This window comes from Thalassovita sp., from assembly GCF_034670005.1.
GTDB lineage: Bacteria > Pseudomonadota > Alphaproteobacteria > Rhodobacterales > Rhodobacteraceae > Thalassobius.
The window spans coordinates 54170-69045 of record NZ_JAXMOH010000007.1; the positions used below are offsets into that span (position 1 = coordinate 54170).

Sequence of the window (14876 nt, forward strand, 5' to 3'; positions counted from 1 at the left end):
TAAACTAAGTCCTATTATGAGCGCTGTTTCAACAAATCCGAAGCTTATCGTCGCGGCAATCGCGGCCATAGTCACGTTTTCCTTACCTTTGCAGGCGCAGGACAACCCGGCCGAAGGAATATCCGACCTGCTGCAACAGCTGGAACAGGCCGATCCAGCCGACGCCAAGCGGATCGACCGGCAGATCAAACTGGAATGGGGCAATTCCGGCTCGCCGGCGATGGACCTGTTGCTCAAACGGGGCCGCGAAGCGATGGAACGGGGGGATTTGCAAACCGCCGCCGATCATTTGACCGCGCTCACCGACCATGCGCCCGACTTTGCCGAAGGCTGGCACCAGCGCGCCAGCGCCTGGTTCCGGCTGGGCCGTTACGGGCTGGCCCTGTCGGATCTGGAACGCGCCCTGACGCTCAATCCGAATCACTACGAGGCGCTGTTCGGCATGGCGGTGATATTGGAACAGCTGGACCGGCCCGAATTGGCCTATCGGGCCTATGCGCTTGTGCAGCAGATATACCCGCATTACGACGAAGCAGAGAAAGCGTTGAAACGTCTCGAAACCCGTGCGCAGGGGCAGAAACTCTAAGTCAGGAAATACGGCCTATGGCCCAGTACGCCCGGATCGCGGCGGTTCTCGGACCGACCAATACCGGAAAAACCACCTACGCGATTGAACGTATGCTGGCTCACCGTACCGGGGTGATCGGCCTGCCGTTGCGGCTTTTGGCGCGCGAAGTCTATGACAAGATCGTGGAATTGCGCGGCCCGTCTGTGGTCGCATTGGTCACCGGCGAAGAACGCATCGTGCCCAAACGGACCCAGTATTGGGTCTGCACGGTCGAAGCGATGCCCGACGGCATGGGCTGCGATTTTCTGGCCGTTGACGAAATTCAGCTCTGCGCCGACCCTGATCGCGGTCATGTCTTCACCGACCGGCTGCTGCGGGCGCGGGGCTTGCATGAAACCCTGTTCCTTGGCTCGGACACGATGCGCAGCACCATCGCACAACTGGTGCCGGGGGTCGAATTTGTCCGCCGTGAACGGATGTCGCAACTGACCTATACCGGCTCAAAGAAAATCAGCCGGATGAAACCGCGCAGCGCCATCGTCGGGTTTTCCGTCGAAGACGTCTATGCCATCGCCGAACTGTTGCGGCGGCAAAAGGGCGGCGCGGCGGTTGTCATGGGCGCGTTGAGCCCACGCACCCGCAACGCCCAGGTGGAACTTTATCAAAACGGCGATGTCGATTTCTTGGTGGCGACCGACGCCATCGGCATGGGGCTGAACCTTGATATCAGCCATGTCGCCTTTTCTTCGCTGGCCAAATTCGACGGGCGGCGGATGCGGTTCCTGATGCCGAACGAATTGGCCCAGATCGCGGGGCGGGCCGGGCGCGGTATGCAGGACGGCACCTTTGGCGTTACCGGCGAAGCCGGCCCCCTGGACGAAGAGGTCGCCCGCGCGATCATGGATCACCAGTTTACCCCGGTGCGCAAACTCAACTGGCGCAACGCGGCGCTGCAATTCGGCTCCACCGATGCGCTGATCCGGTCGTTGGAACGCGCTCCCGACGATCCATTGTTGCTGAAATCACGCGATGCCGACGACCTCTTGGCGCTCAAGGCGTTGGCTCAGGTACCCGAAATCCGTGCCCGCGCCAGCGACGGCCCGTCGGTCAAATTGCTTTGGGATGTCTGCCGCATTCCCGATTTCCGTGGCATCAGCCATGCCGAACATGCCACCTTGCTGGACGATATTTATGCATTCCTGCACCAAAACGGGCGCGTTCCGAACGATTGGCTGGCACAAAGGATACAGCGGATCGACAGAACCGATGGTGACATTGACACATTGTCGAAACGTCTCGCATTTATTCGAACGTGGACATATGTCGCGCAAAGATCGGGCTGGGTGGATGACGAAAGCCATTGGCGCGGCGAAACGCGCGCTGTAGAAGACAGATTGTCGGATGCTCTTCATGAACGTCTGACTCAAAGATTTGTGGACCGGCGCACATCCGTGTTGCTGCGCCGGCTCAAACAGAAGGAGGCCCTTTTGGCCGAAGTGAATGATCAAGGTGAAGTGACCGTCGAAGGCGAATTCGTCGGTCGTCTGGAAGGGTTCCGTTTCCGTCAGGACAAGGACGCGTCAGGGCAAGAGGCCAAGACATTGCGTCAGGCCAGTGTGCAAGCGCTGGTGCCGCATTTCAATCTGCGCGCGGATCGGTTCTATAACGCCCCCGATACCGAGATTGATTTTACCGAACAGGGCGGGCTGATGTGGGGCACCGAAGCGGTGGGCAAGCTGACCGCCGGGGCCGATCCGCTGAAACCGCAGATCGAAGCTTTCGTCGATGACGAGGCTGGCACCGAGGTGATCCAGAAGGTGCAGCGCCGTTTGCAGCACTTCATCGACCGCAAGATCGCCGCATTGTTCGAACCTTTGCTGGCGCTGGGCCGGGATGAAACCCTGACCGGTCTGGCCCGCGGGTTCGCCTTCCAGATGGTTGAAAACCTTGGCATCATTCCGCGCGCGCAGGTCGCGGACGACGTCAAGGCACTGGATCAGGAGGCCCGGTCCGCCTTGCGCAAACACGGGATTCGTTTCGGTCAGTTTACCATTTTCATGCCGCTGCTGCTGAAACCCGCACCGACCCGGTTGCGTCTGGCGCTGTGGTCGCTGGCCAAAGGGCTGGATGTGTTCCCCGAAGCGCCGCCGCCGGGGCTGGTCACCGTGCCCACCGATCCGCAGTCCCCCGAAGGCTACGATTCGATGGCGGGTTACCGCGCCGCGGGCACCCGTTCGATCCGCATCGACATGCTGGAACGTCTGGCCGATATGCTGCGCGCCGAAGACAGCCGCGCCGGATTCGAAGCCAAACCCGACATGCTGTCGATCACCGGCATGACGCTGGAACAATTCGCCGACCTGATGCAGGGGCTGGGCTATCATGCTGAACAGGGCGAACGGCCCAAGGTTAAGCCCGTTGCGTCCGCAGCCCCGGCAGTGACTGAAACGGCTGAAACGCCAGAAGAATCCACGGCAACTGCTGAAACCCCGACCGCCGATGCGGTGGAACCGGGTCTGCAAGCGGACCCTGCCGCCGAGGCCGATGCGCCAGCGCCGGACGACGCCGCGCCGGACGCCGACGTTCAGCCACAGGCCGGCGACAGCGCTACCGACGGCGTTGCCAATACAGACGTGGTCGCCGACGAGGCCGAATCGCACTCCGATGCCGCGCCCGAGACCGAGGTTTTCTATACCTTCACCTGGGGCCGACGGTCGCAGGGCAATCGCGCGCGCGGTGGCCGGGGGCGGCCGCAACAGGACCGCGAGCAGGCCAAGGGCGGCGGTAAGCCGCGTGGCAAGGGCAAGCCCCGCGACGGCAAACCTCGTGGCGGTCCCAAGGGGGCTAAATCCTATCAGGCCCGGCCACCGAAAAAGGAAAAGCCGATCGACCCGGACAACCCCTTCGCCGCTGCGCTGATGGGGCTGAAAACCAAAGACTGAACCGCTGGCAAGGGGACTGGGTGAGCGCGCCAAAGCCAAAGCTGAGACTGGATAAGTGGTTGTGGCACGCGCGTTTTTTCAAAACGCGCGGGCTGGCGGCCAAAACGGTTTCGGCCGGTCACGTCCGGGTCAACAGCTCCAAGGCGTCGAAACCGGCACAGGCTGTCGGGGCAGGGGATGTGCTGACCTTTCCGCAAGGCCGCCAGATTCGCGTGGTGCGGGTCGAACTGCTCGGCGAACGGCGTGGTCCCGCACCCGAAGCGCAAACGCTCTACACCGATCTCACCCCGCCAGAGGACAGCATTCCACCAGCACCGCGCTTTGAAGGCAAAGGGCGTCCCAGCAAGCGCGATAGACGAATGATCGACCTGGATCGCGCACGAGAGCTTGAATGATCCCGGGCGCTGATTTAGCTAATGCGCCAAGTTATTAAGATGAGAGACTGATATGACTTATGTCGTGATCGATAATTGCATTGCCTGCAAATACACCGACTGCGTCGAGGTATGTCCGGTGGACTGCTTCTATGAAGGCGAAAACATGCTGGTGATCCATCCGGATGAATGTATCGATTGCGGCGTGTGCGAACCCGAATGTCCCGCCGACGCCATCCGTCCCGATACCGAGCCGGAAATGGAAAAATGGGTCGAGTTCAATCGCAAATATTCCGAGCTCTGGCCGGTCATCATCGAAAAGAAAGATCCGCTGCCGGGCTACGAAGATCGCGACGGCGAAACCGACAAGGTAACCAAGTATTTTTCGGAAAAGCCGGGCGAGGGCAGCTGATCAGGGTGATTCGCCCGATTCGCCGCAAATTTGCGGCCATTTGGTAAAAAACAGAGAATCTGGGCCGAATCCCGCCCATATTCCCCGTAGGTGCGGCGCGAGACGCTTCCGAAATGCCCATTTTTGTGCTATATGACAATCACATGACGAAGACTGCCTGATCTCCATCGCACTGCGCTGTCGCCAGCGGGTGGATCACTTTGCGCCAAAATTCCATATGACGAGCGTATGCAAATACCTCGCCGGTTTTTTTGTCGCTCTGGTTCAGGGGTCCTTGCGAGGAAGGATTGCATGAGCAAAACGAAGAAATCTGAATTCAGCCCGAACGAATACGTGGTTTACCCGGCGCATGGCGTCGGTCAGATCGTATCGATCGAGGAACAGGAAATCGCCGGCATTTCGATGGAGCTCTTCGTGATCTCTTTCGAAAAGGACAAGATGACCCTGCGGGTGCCGACCAACAAAGCCACAGAAATCGGCATGCGTTCGCTGTCGACCCCGGACGTGGTCAGCCAGGCGATGAAAACGCTCAGAGGCAAAGCCAAGGTGAAACGCGCCATGTGGTCGCGCCGGGCACAGGAATACGAACAGAAGATCAACTCCGGTGACCTGATCGCCATCGCCGAAGTGGTGCGCGACCTGCACCGCACCGACGATCAGCGTGAGCAAAGCTATTCCGAACGCCAGCTCTATGAAGCGGCGCTGGAACGGCTGACCCGCGAAGTCGCCGCCGTCGGTGGCGGGGATGAAATCGCCGCCGCCAAGAAAGTCGACGAAGTTCTGGTGTCGCGCGCGGCCTAAGCGCCGGCTCTTTGGAAATGAAAGGCCGCGTTCCTTCGGGAGCGCGGCTTTTTCTTTGGCTTTGCGCGATGTGTCAGGGAAACGGTGTCTGCCCCTGTTGCCACGCTATGTTGCGCTTGATCTCGCCGGTCAAGGCAGGCTCAGCGCCAGCAGCAGCGCGATCTCGCAAACCTGCTGGCTGGCCCCCAGCACATCCCCGGTCTGACCGCCGATCTTGGCCTTTGCCAACAGACCAACCCCGGCCACCGCCAGCGCCGCCAACAGCGCCAGCCCGATCGCCGCCCACCCGGTGCAAAACACCGCCACGGCCCAAGCCACGCCACAGCCGATCAGCGCCACCCGGCGCGAAGGCCGCCCCTGCGCCTTCGACAGCCCGCCGTCGCGCGCATTGGGCAGCCAAGCCATCAGCACAGGCATCCCCGCCCGCGACAGCGCGGCAACGCCCACCAGCGCCCACAACCCGTCCTGCTGCCCCAGCAGCACCGACAGCCCCCACCAGCGCGCTGCCAGCGCCAAGATCAGGGCGATCACCCCATAGGACCCGATATGACTGTCCTTCATGATCTCCAGTCGCCGCTCGCGGGTCCAGCCGCCCCAGAATCCGTCGGCCATGTCGGCCAGCCCGTCCTCGTGCATTGCGCCGGTCATCATCACCATCGCCAGCAGCACCAGCAAAGCCACCGCTTGCGGTTCCAGCCCGACGGCTTGCGCCAGCGCCGCCACCCATGCCGCCAATACCGCCACAACGGCCCCCGCCAGAGGATAGGCCCAACTGGCCCGCGCGCCGCGGGCATAAGCGTCGTCCGGCAGCGACAGCGGCAACCGGGTCAACAACCCGACCGCCACCGCCACATCGCGCCATTGCCATCCGAATGTGTCGTTTTCGCGCATCGACCCGGTCCATTCTATTCCTTGCCCCCCGATAGCATTGGGATAAACAGGCGACAAAGCAAAAAGGACCCCGATCATGTCGCAAACCTTCCAGAGCCTGGATGACTTCCGTTCCCTGCTGGCGCAGGCCCCGAATCCCGACAGCGCCGCCCGCGATCTGGCCGAGGCCCGTAACGGCCAGCTGACCAAGCCGCCGGGCGCTCTGGGCCGGTTGGAAGATCTGGCGATCTGGTATGCCGGTTGGCGCGGCGATGCCCGCCCCGCCGTCACCGCGCCGCAAGTGGTGATCTTTGCCGGCAATCACGGGGTCACCGCGCAGGGCGTGTCGGCCTTCCCGGCCGAAGTCACCGAACAGATGGTGCTGAATTTCCAACAGGGCGGTGCCGCCATCAACCAGTTGTCGAAAACCTTCGGCGCCAGGATGACCGTCCATGCGCTGTCGCTGGATCGGCCCACCGCCGATTTCACCAAAAGCCCCGCAATGACCGAAGCCGAACTGCTGGAGGCGCTGCAAACCGGGTGGAATGCGGTTGATACGGATACCGACCTGTTGGTCACCGGCGAAATGGGCATCGGCAACACCACTTCTGCCGCCGCAATTGCGCAGGCGCTTTTTGGTGGCGATGCGGCCGACTGGACCGGGCGCGGCACCGGTGTCGACGATGCCGGGCTTGCCAATAAAACCCGGGTGGTGGCCGAAGCGGTCGCGCTGCATGGCGGGCAGGGCGACGGGATCGAGGCGCTGCGCCGTCTGGGCGGGCGCGAATTGGCCGCTATGGCCGGGGCCACAGCGCGTGCGCGCGCCCTGCGCATCCCGGTGATCCTTGACGGGTTCATCTGTTGTGCAGCTGCGGCTTGTCTCGAAGCCACCGCGCCCGGCGCGCTGGATCACTGCGTCGCTGGTCATGTCAGCGCCGAAGCCGGTCATGGCGCAGTGCTGGCAAAGCTGAACAAAGACCCTTTGCTATCGCTCGGTCTGCGCCTTGGCGAAGGCTCGGGCGCGGCTTTGGCGATCAGTATATTGCAAGCTGCCATCGCCTGTCATTCCGGCATGTCCACCTTCGCCGAAGCCGGGGTTTCGGACGCCTGACCGGGTTTCATCTTGGTTGAAATACTCCGGGGGAGTCGTTGAAAATCTGCAAGGATTTTCAACGACGGGGGCAGCGCCCCCTTAAGCCGCGCCCCTGACATCCTTAAGCGGCGTTGCCACGCAACCCCGCCTCAGTCTTCCTCCGCCTGACGCTTTTCCAGCTGTGCCAGCAGCGCGGTTTCCAGATCTTTTTCCAGTTCGCGCGCCCGTTTCACATAGGCCGGGTTCTGCGCCGAGGGCACATTCGGGTCCCAGACCTGCGCCAGTTCCCGGATCGCTTCCCGGTCATGGTGATAAAACACCTTCTCGGCCTCGGCTGCCTCGAACTCGGTCAGCCCGATGTTTTCCAGCACGTAGCGCCCGGCGCGCAACGAACTGTCGAAGGTTTCGCGGACGATATCGTTGGCCCCGGCAGCGTAAAGCTGGAACACGTGATTGCGGTCGCGGGCGCGGGCGATGATATGCAGATCGGGCCTCTCGCGCCGGGCAAACGCCACCAGCCGCGCCGCCGCGCCGGGATCGTCCAGCGCCACCACCAGAACCCGCGCCTCCTTCAGCCCTGCCGCATGCAACAGTTCGGGCCGGGTCGGATCACCGAAGAACCCCTTGAACCCGAATTGCCGCATCAGCCGGATGGTTTCCATATCGTGATCCAGCACCACGGTCTTGAAACCGCTCGACTGCACCAGCCGGTTGACGATCTGACCGAACCGGCCGATCCCGGCAATGATCACCGGGCCCTGTTCGTCGATCTGGTCAGGTTCCTGGGTATCGCTTTCCCCCATGGTGCGTGACAGCAGGTCGTAAAGGATGAACAGCAGCGGCGTCGCCAGCATTGACAGTGCCACCACCAGTGACAGCCGGTCGGCCAGCCCGCTGGGCAAAACGTTCTGCTGACGCGAAAAGGCCAGCAACACGAAGCCGAATTCCCCCGCCTGCGCCAGCGACAGGGTAAACAGCCACTTGCCGCGCCCCTTCAACCCGAACAGCAGCCCCAGCAGGTACAGGACCGTCCCCTTGATCAGCAGCACGGTCAGTGTCAGCCCGATCAGGTCCAGCGGTTCGCTGAGGAACATATCGAAATCGATACCGGCCCCCACGGTGATGAAAAACAACCCCAGCAACAGCCCCTTGAACGGCTCGATATCGCTTTCCAGCTCGTGGCGAAACTCGCTGTTGGCCAGAACCACACCGGCCAGAAAGGTACCAAGCGCGGGCGACAACCCGACCAGCGTCATCAACAGCGCGATGCCCAGCACGATCAGCAGCGCCAGCGCGGTATACATCTCGCGCAGCCTTGCGTGATGGATGAAAGCAAACAGCGGCCGGGTCAGGAAAACCCCCGCCAGCACGATCACCGCGACGGCCGCCAGCGTGACCAGCGTCACGCCCCATCCGGGCAATCCCTCGACCAGCGACATCGTGCTACTATGCGCAGCGTCGCCATGATCGCCCGCCCGCGCGATCGACCCGTCCTCGTTAAAGCTCGCGGTTGGTGCCAGAGCCAGCAACGGCAACAGCGCCAGCATCGGGATCACCGCGATATCCTGGGTCAGCAGCACCGAAAAGGCGGATCGCCCGCCGCCGGTTTGCATCAGCCCTTTTTCCGACAGGGTCTGCAACACGATCGCAGTCGATGACAGCGCGAATATCAACCCCACGGCCAGCGCTGGGCGCCAATCCAGCCCCAATGCCATCGAAAACGCCATCATCGCCGCCGTGGTCAGCCCGACTTGCAAGCCCCCCAGCCCGATCAGCTTGTGCCGCATGTCCCACAATGTGCGCGGGGTCAGTTCCAGCCCGATCAGGAACAGCATCATCACCACGCCAAATTCGGCAAAATGCTGCAAATCGCGGGTTTCCGAACCGACTAGCCCCAAAACAGGCCCGATCACGATCCCGGCGGTCAGATAGCCAAGTACCGATCCCAGCCCCAGCCGCGCGGCCAGGGGCACCGCGATCACCGCGGCCAGAAGGTAAATTGTGGCGGCATACAGGAACTCGTGCATGATCTTGGAACGGCCTTTCAGGTTGGCAGCGGGGCGTCTTGTTTGAACTGGTCCATCACGATCTGGCTCTGAACCCGGGACACGGCGGGATGGGGCAACAACACTTCGTGGATCAGGGCGTTAAGCGCGGTCAGGTCGGTGCAATACACCCGGAGCAGGTAATCGGCATCGCCGGTCAGCGTCCAGGCGCTGATGATCTCAGGGCGCAAACCCACCAGCCGGGCAAAGCCCTTGGCCTGGTCGGGGCCGTGGGTGCCCAATTGCACCTGCACGAAGGCCTGCACGCTCAGCCCCAGCCGTTTCGGATCCAGCCGGGCGGCATAATTCACGATATAGCCCTCGGCTTCCAGCCGCTGCCGCCGCCGCCCGGCCTGGCTGGCCGACAGGTTCAGCAGCTCAGACAGCTCCTGCGCCGTCAGATGGGCATTTTTCTGCAACACGGCCAGAAGCCGTTTATCAATCTCATCCAGCATATGCGTATTTTCGTCGTTTTCTTTAATTATAATGCGACAATCCCGCACGGCAATCAATGAATGCTACGAAAAATGCGCAAATTTCCGGCCCGATTGCCTGTATCCATAGCACAACACCGCAGCGAACAGGAGGATACGCGCATGGGACCTTTCCCGCATGACGCCCCACAGGCCAAGATCAGCCCCGAAAACCCCGCCGGCACCGACGGATTCGAATTTGTCGAATTCGCCCATCCCGACCCCGAAGAACTGCGCGCGCTGTTCACCCGCATGGGCTACACCCGCGTCGCCAGGCACAAGACCAAGAATATCGAACTGTGGCAGCAGGGCGATATCACCTACATCCTGAACGACGAACCGAACAGCTTTGCCAGCAACTTCGTCGCCGAACACGGCCCCTGCGCCCCGTCGATGGGCTGGCGCGTGGTCGATGCGCAGCACGCCTATGACCATGCCGTGGCGCAGGGCGCGGAACCCTATGATGGCGACGACAAAACGCTGGACTGGCCCGCGATCAAGGGCATCGGCGGGTCGCTGATCTATTTCACCGACCAGTATCACGACACCTCGCCCTATAACGCAGAATTCGACTGGCTATGCGCATCGAAACCCGAAGGCGTCGGCTTCTACTACCTCGATCACCTGACCCATAACGTGTTCAAGGGCAACATGGACAAGTGGTTCCAGTTCTATGGCAAGCTGTTCAATTTCCGCGAAATCCGCTTCTTCGATATCGAGGGCAAATTCACCGGGCTGTTTTCCCGCGCGCTGACCTCGCCTTGTGGCCGTATCCGCATCCCGATCAACGAAGATCGCGGCGAAACCGGTCAGATCGTCAGCTACCTGAAGAAATACAATGGCGAAGGCATTCAGCATATCGCGGTCGGGTCCGACGACATCTATGGATCGACCGACGCGATTGCCGAAAACGGCGTCAAATTCATGCCCGGCCCGAATGAAGCCTATTACGAATTGTCGAAAACCCGGGTCGCGGGGCATGACGAACCGATCGACCGGATGATGAAACACGGCATCCTGATCGACGGCGAAGGCGTGGTCGATGGCGGCGAAACCCGCATCCTGTTGCAGATATTCTCGAAAACCGTGATCGGGCCGATCTTCTTCGAATTCATTCAGCGCAAGGGCGATGACGGTTTCGGCGAAGGCAACTTCAAGGCGCTGTTCGAATCCATCGAACGCGAACAGATCGAAAACGGCGAAATCGAAGCCGCCGAATAATCGGTCCCCGGATCGTGCAAAGCCCCGCTTCGGCGGGGCTTTTTTGTTTGGGGCAGGGGGAATGGATCAAGCCGCAACCGCCCGCCTGCCCGGACCAAGGCGCGCTCTATTGGCGGAGAGCTGCCGTTCGCTGCGGATGCAACGATCACTCTGTCCTGGTCCGGAAGCGGACATACAACAGGCGCCCTGGCAAAGTACTTTCATGATGATGTATGCGCCGACTGCAACAATCCATAAAAACCAGATCGATGGCGTCACGTCGCATTCGCAATTTCTATTGAACAGGCTAAGGTAGGTCTCAACAGGGAGACGAGACTGGTGGCAACCGCAAAGCAACTCATTGGACTCTTGAAGAGTCACGTTGAGGGGAACGAAGAGCGATTCTTCGATCTCGCGCTTCAGCTTGCGTCGGCGGAGGAGCAAAAGGGCCATACTCGTCTGGCCGAACAGCTTCGTCAGTGGGTTGAAGCGGGGCAGACGCCAAAGTCGCAAACTCCAACCCCAACATTGATCGCCAAGCCACGGGGCGAGTTGGCTTCGATCATTGGGACTGCGTATCCAGAGACCAGGCTGAATGATCTCATCCTTCCAGAATCTGTGTCGTCTGAGCTTGAGCAACTCGTTGTCGAGTTCCGCAAACGCGACATCCTGGAGAAACATGGGCTGACACCCAGGCAACGTGTCCTTCTGGCAGGTCCCCCAGGTACCGGAAAGACGATGAGCGCATCGGCATTGGCTGGTGAGCTAAAGCTTCCTCTTTATTCTGTGCTGTTGCACGGGTTGATATCGAAGTTCATGGGGGAGACGGCCTCCAAACTGAATGCGATATTCGAGGCAGTAAGGACTCAACGAGGGGTCTACCTGTTCGATGAGATCGATGCCCTTGCCGCCACCAGAGACGGTGACAATGACGTTGGCGAAGCCCGGCGAACCCTGAACTCGTTTCTCCAATTCATGGAGGAAGACACGGGGCCTTCGTTGATCATCGCAACAACCAACCTGCCACGGATTTTGGATAAGGCGATCCTTCGCCGCTTCGACCTTGTATTGATGTATGATCTACCCACCGCCGAGGCCATGCAAAAAGCCATGTCGCGCCGTCTGATTGGATTTGATTTATCTGAGGTTATCTGGGACGATGTGGTTGAGCAGGCCCATGGTCTTTCATCCTCTGATGTAATTCAGGCCGCGATGGACGCCGCACGTCGGGCAGTATTGGATTCGAAAAAGACAATAACGTCGGCTGATTTGTTGCATTCAATTGGGCGCCGACGAGACTTGCAGGCGTTGGGTATAAGCAGTGGCAGAACGGAATCTTCCTCACATAGTTCTTAACGGGATTTCGAAGTCTGAAGATTTCAAGGGAAGGCGGGTCGTTACCGATACGCCGACAGACGTACCAAATAGGCAAGCACATGCCGCCCGACTGATCGCAGCATTGGACACCATAGAGGTACTGCCCGAAGCAAGCGCCACCTATATCGAAGTTGTAGGCCGCCCGGGTGAAGCGTTTCTTCCAGGCAAATTTGATGTAAGCGGCTTAGCACTTCTGAATGTGCGGGACGCTGAGCCCGATAGTCAGGTTCCAGGTCGCGCTATTGTAAAAGCGAGTAAGTCGGCTGGTGGGTTGACCAAGCTACGCGAGAAGCTTGATCAATTCGCAACAGAAGACGGCAAACCGAACAACCAAGGGCAAACACGCCCAAAGAATGCTGACCTTGCGAACAGTATCGACACAATAGCCCAAGCAGGGCTTCGGGACCTATGGCGACATCCAAACAAACCATTCCCGCTTGCGGCGGGCCCGATCCCTTGGGAGGTTTGGTTGGAACCAGCAGAAGTGGACCAATTCGTTGCCAGGGCAGTGCAGGAAGGGCTAACGGTCTACCCTGATCGCTTGGAGTTCCCAGAGGATACCGTCGTTCTCGTTGAAGGTGACATCGGCCAGATGGCTAGGACTGCCATTGGCACAGGTTCGGTCCGCTCGGTTTCTCCGCCTGGTATACCCATCGACTTCGTGGATGGCCTCGAAGCGGAGGAACAGGTCGATTGGATGCAAGATGTGCTTGGCCGAACACAGTATGGCCCTCAAGCTCAGCAGGCGGCGTCCTATGTCACACTCTTGGATACGGGCATCACGTTGGCGCACCCGCTAATCCAGCCCGCGTTTGATGCAGCAGATCGCCATTCGGCTGTGCCTGGATGGGATCTCGCAGACCTGCATGGTCATGGATCGAGGATGGCAGGGGCGGCACTCTTTGGTGATCTGCGAACTCTACTGAACAGTACCGCAGCTATCTATGTCCCTCATAGACTGGAGTCGGCAAAGGTGATCCCAGATGCAGGTCATAACCCCTATCATCTGTTGGGGGACAGGACGCAGAAAGCCATCAACGCGGTAGAAGTTGAGCCTGATAGGTTGCGGACCTTCGCTTTGGCCACGACCACACACCTTGACACTCCTCACAGCGGTGCACCTACGTCCTGGTCCACTGAACTCGACCAGCTTGCCGCTGGTCGGTCCGGCGAAGTGAAGCAGCGGCGACTTATCGTGACTTCGATTGGTAATATTGATGCCCAACATGATGGAAATGCAGACTACCTAAGCAAATGCGATGACCTTGATGAGGGAGAGGTTCAGTCTCCTTCCCAAGCATGGAACTCAATCGCAGTGGGTGCGATGACCGAAATGAACGGTGTTGGTGGGCCAACACATGGTGCGACTTTGGCTGAAGTTGGGGACCTCGCTCCGATGTCCCGCACGGCGAGTTGGACCAAGACCTGGCCAATCAAACCTGATGTCGTACTCGAAGGCGGCAATTGGTACGACGACGGTTTTTCAACAACGCCCAATCAACATTCTGATCTGATGTTGGTTACGACGAGCAGGAACTACCCTGCACGGTCTTTCACTCACATCTCGGACACCAGTGCCGCGACGGCATTGGCGGCACGTGAAATTGCATTGCTTCGCGCCTCTTACCCCGACCTCTGGCCAGAGACGATCCGTGCCCTCTATGTTGCCTCGGCACGGTGGACCGACCGGATGTGGTCGCATATTGCGCCAGCGGATCGAAATCGGAAGGGTGCCTACGATGTCATGTTCACCCGATACGGTTATGGTCAGCCGAACCTTGAACGTGCCCTTAACAGTGCAAGCAGCGCAATCACGCTGATCGTAGAGGATTCCATTCGTCCCTATGAGAACAAGGGATCAGGTCGGAAATTGAACGAAATGCAGTTGTTTGAACTGCCATGGCCGACGAACGTTCTCCGTAGCTTGGTCGGACAGGACGTTACCCTGCGTGTTGCCCTGAGCACCTTCATCGAACCAAACCCTTCAGAGGTCGCTCGTGGCCGAAAGAACAGATACGCATCTCATGGCCTTCGTTTTGCGCTGAAGGGCGCGGATGAAGAGATTGATGCCTTCACGCAACGTGTTGGCCGCACGGCGGTTGAAGACCAACCAGACGATAACGGCCCTGATAGTGGCGAATGGGATTTCGGCTACAATCGCCGGAGTGTCGGGTCCCTGCACATCGATACACTCACTGTCGCTGCCAGCGATCTTGCCCGTCGCGGGGTCCTTGCGGTCTATCCGGTTGGTGGCTGGTGGAAAGAAAACCGCAATGTGGACCCTGAGCGGTGCGTGGCCCGATTCTCATTGGTCGTCGAAATCGATGCGACTGAGGCAGAAGTGGATCTTTATGCGGAAGTCCAACAGAAAGTGGCGCCTCAAGCGGAAATTCAGGTCTGAACAAATTCCTTGGTCTTTACCACTTCATCTATCCTCGCGGCTGTCGTCCGGCTTTCCGGTTTGACGCACAGCGCAGCGAATGACCACAAAGCGGGCTGCTACCGCAGCATCTTGTGGGCAGGTCGAAGGTCCGGAATGGGCCGGTTGCGCCTGCCCGGGCCTTGCCCGAGGACCCGGTTGTGCCGCACCGCCGCATGACCGCTCCGAGCCCAAAGTGTCGAATGCTGCATGTCGCTTGAATGTCTGTTTTCCGCAATCAGCCTGCACGTTCCTTCGTCAAGTAGCGGCGGAATTGAACGCGCGCGGGGCAAAACCGCGCG

12 protein-coding genes are annotated in these 14876 nt (G+C 60.0%); 9 read left to right on the top strand and 3 right to left on the bottom strand.

From position 1 onward, the window contains the following. The first annotated feature begins 16 nt into the window (after positions 1–16). From VOI23_RS12985 to VOI23_RS13005, 5 genes are all read left to right on the top strand, one after another. Complete coding sequence (locus tag VOI23_RS12985) at positions 17–586, top strand: tetratricopeptide repeat protein (protein ID WP_323785294.1); 570 nt, start codon at positions 17–19, stop codon at positions 584–586. A 17-nt stretch (positions 587–603) separates the two neighbouring features. Continuing rightward, on the top strand, positions 604–3510 hold the full coding sequence (locus VOI23_RS12990; RefSeq protein WP_323785295.1) for a helicase-related protein: 2907 nt from the start codon (positions 604–606) through the stop codon (positions 3508–3510). Positions 3511–3530: 20 nt separating this feature from the next. Beyond that, positions 3531–3905, top strand: coding sequence for an RNA-binding S4 domain-containing protein (locus VOI23_RS12995; RefSeq protein ID WP_323785296.1), 375 nt, complete (start codon positions 3531–3533; stop codon positions 3903–3905). A gap of 52 nt (positions 3906–3957) precedes the next feature. Beyond that, entirely contained in the window at positions 3958–4296 is a 339-nt protein-coding gene (gene fdxA, locus VOI23_RS13000) for a ferredoxin FdxA (RefSeq protein WP_323785297.1), read from the top strand. A gap of 291 nt (positions 4297–4587) precedes the next feature. Continuing rightward, the gene (locus VOI23_RS13005; RefSeq protein ID WP_323785298.1) at positions 4588–5097 is read left to right on the top strand and encodes a CarD family transcriptional regulator; all 510 of its coding nucleotides are present in this window, start codon (positions 4588–4590) and stop codon (positions 5095–5097) included. A gap of 129 nt (positions 5098–5226) precedes the next feature. On the opposite strand, the gene cobS is transcribed toward VOI23_RS13005, so the two are convergent. After that, positions 5227–5988, bottom strand: coding sequence for an adenosylcobinamide-GDP ribazoletransferase (gene cobS, locus VOI23_RS13010; protein ID WP_323785435.1), 762 nt, complete (start codon positions 5986–5988; stop codon positions 5227–5229). A 76-nt stretch (positions 5989–6064) separates the two neighbouring features. Between cobS and cobT the strand changes: the two genes are divergently transcribed. Beyond that, positions 6065–7078 carry a nicotinate-nucleotide--dimethylbenzimidazole phosphoribosyltransferase gene (cobT, locus tag VOI23_RS13015; protein WP_323785299.1) on the top strand — a complete coding sequence of 338 codons (1014 nt, stop codon included), beginning with the start codon at positions 6065–6067 and terminating at the stop codon, positions 7076–7078. Positions 7079–7209: 131 nt separating this feature from the next. Here the strand turns inward: cobT and VOI23_RS13020 are convergent, their stop codons facing one another. Together VOI23_RS13020 and VOI23_RS13025 are read right to left on the bottom strand one after the other, a co-directional pair. Continuing rightward, on the bottom strand, positions 7210–9087 hold the full coding sequence (locus tag VOI23_RS13020; RefSeq protein ID WP_323785300.1) for a monovalent cation:proton antiporter-2 (CPA2) family protein: 1878 nt from the start codon (positions 9085–9087) through the stop codon (positions 7210–7212). A 17-nt stretch (positions 9088–9104) separates the two neighbouring features. Continuing rightward, positions 9105–9560 (bottom strand): Lrp/AsnC family transcriptional regulator, encoded by a 456-nt coding sequence (locus VOI23_RS13025; RefSeq protein ID WP_323785301.1) that lies wholly within the window; start codon positions 9558–9560, stop codon positions 9105–9107. 141 nt (positions 9561–9701) lie between these two features. Between VOI23_RS13025 and hppD the strand changes: the two genes are divergently transcribed. The 3 genes from hppD to VOI23_RS13040 all read left to right on the top strand — a co-directional run bounded on the left by hppD (position 9702) and on the right by VOI23_RS13040 (position 14556). Beyond that, positions 9702–10799, top strand: coding sequence for a 4-hydroxyphenylpyruvate dioxygenase (hppD, locus tag VOI23_RS13030; RefSeq protein WP_323785302.1), 1098 nt, complete (start codon positions 9702–9704; stop codon positions 10797–10799). Positions 10800–11117: 318 nt separating this feature from the next. Continuing rightward, positions 11118–12134, top strand: coding sequence for an ATP-binding protein (locus VOI23_RS13035; RefSeq protein WP_323785303.1), 1017 nt, complete (start codon positions 11118–11120; stop codon positions 12132–12134). Next, entirely contained in the window at positions 12100–14556 is a 2457-nt protein-coding gene (locus tag VOI23_RS13040) for a S8 family peptidase (protein ID WP_323785304.1), read from the top strand. Before VOI23_RS13035 ends, VOI23_RS13040 begins: the two co-directional genes overlap by 35 nt. Positions 14557–14876: the final 320 nt, after the last annotated feature.

What these genes read in the sequence shown, in the direction of transcription:
- VOI23_RS12985 (WP_323785294.1), top strand. Translation starts at nt 17, where the DNA reads ATGAGCGCTGTTTCAACAAATCCGAAGCTTATCGTCGCGGCAATCGCG.
- VOI23_RS12990 (WP_323785295.1), top strand. Translation starts at nt 604, where the DNA reads ATGGCCCAGTACGCCCGGATCGCGGCGGTTCTCGGACCGACCAATACC.
- fdxA (WP_323785297.1), top strand. Translation starts at nt 3,958, where the DNA reads ATGACTTATGTCGTGATCGATAATTGCATTGCCTGCAAATACACCGAC.
- VOI23_RS13005 (WP_323785298.1), top strand. Translation starts at nt 4,588, where the DNA reads ATGAGCAAAACGAAGAAATCTGAATTCAGCCCGAACGAATACGTGGTT.
- cobS (WP_323785435.1), bottom strand. Translation starts at nt 5,988, where the DNA reads ATGCGCGAAAACGACACATTCGGATGGCAATGGCGCGATGTGGCGGTG.
- cobT (WP_323785299.1), top strand. Translation starts at nt 6,065, where the DNA reads ATGTCGCAAACCTTCCAGAGCCTGGATGACTTCCGTTCCCTGCTGGCG.
- VOI23_RS13020 (WP_323785300.1), bottom strand. Translation starts at nt 9,087, where the DNA reads ATGCACGAGTTCCTGTATGCCGCCACAATTTACCTTCTGGCCGCGGTG.
- VOI23_RS13025 (WP_323785301.1), bottom strand. Translation starts at nt 9,560, where the DNA reads ATGCTGGATGAGATTGATAAACGGCTTCTGGCCGTGTTGCAGAAAAAT.
- hppD (WP_323785302.1), top strand. Translation starts at nt 9,702, where the DNA reads ATGGGACCTTTCCCGCATGACGCCCCACAGGCCAAGATCAGCCCCGAA.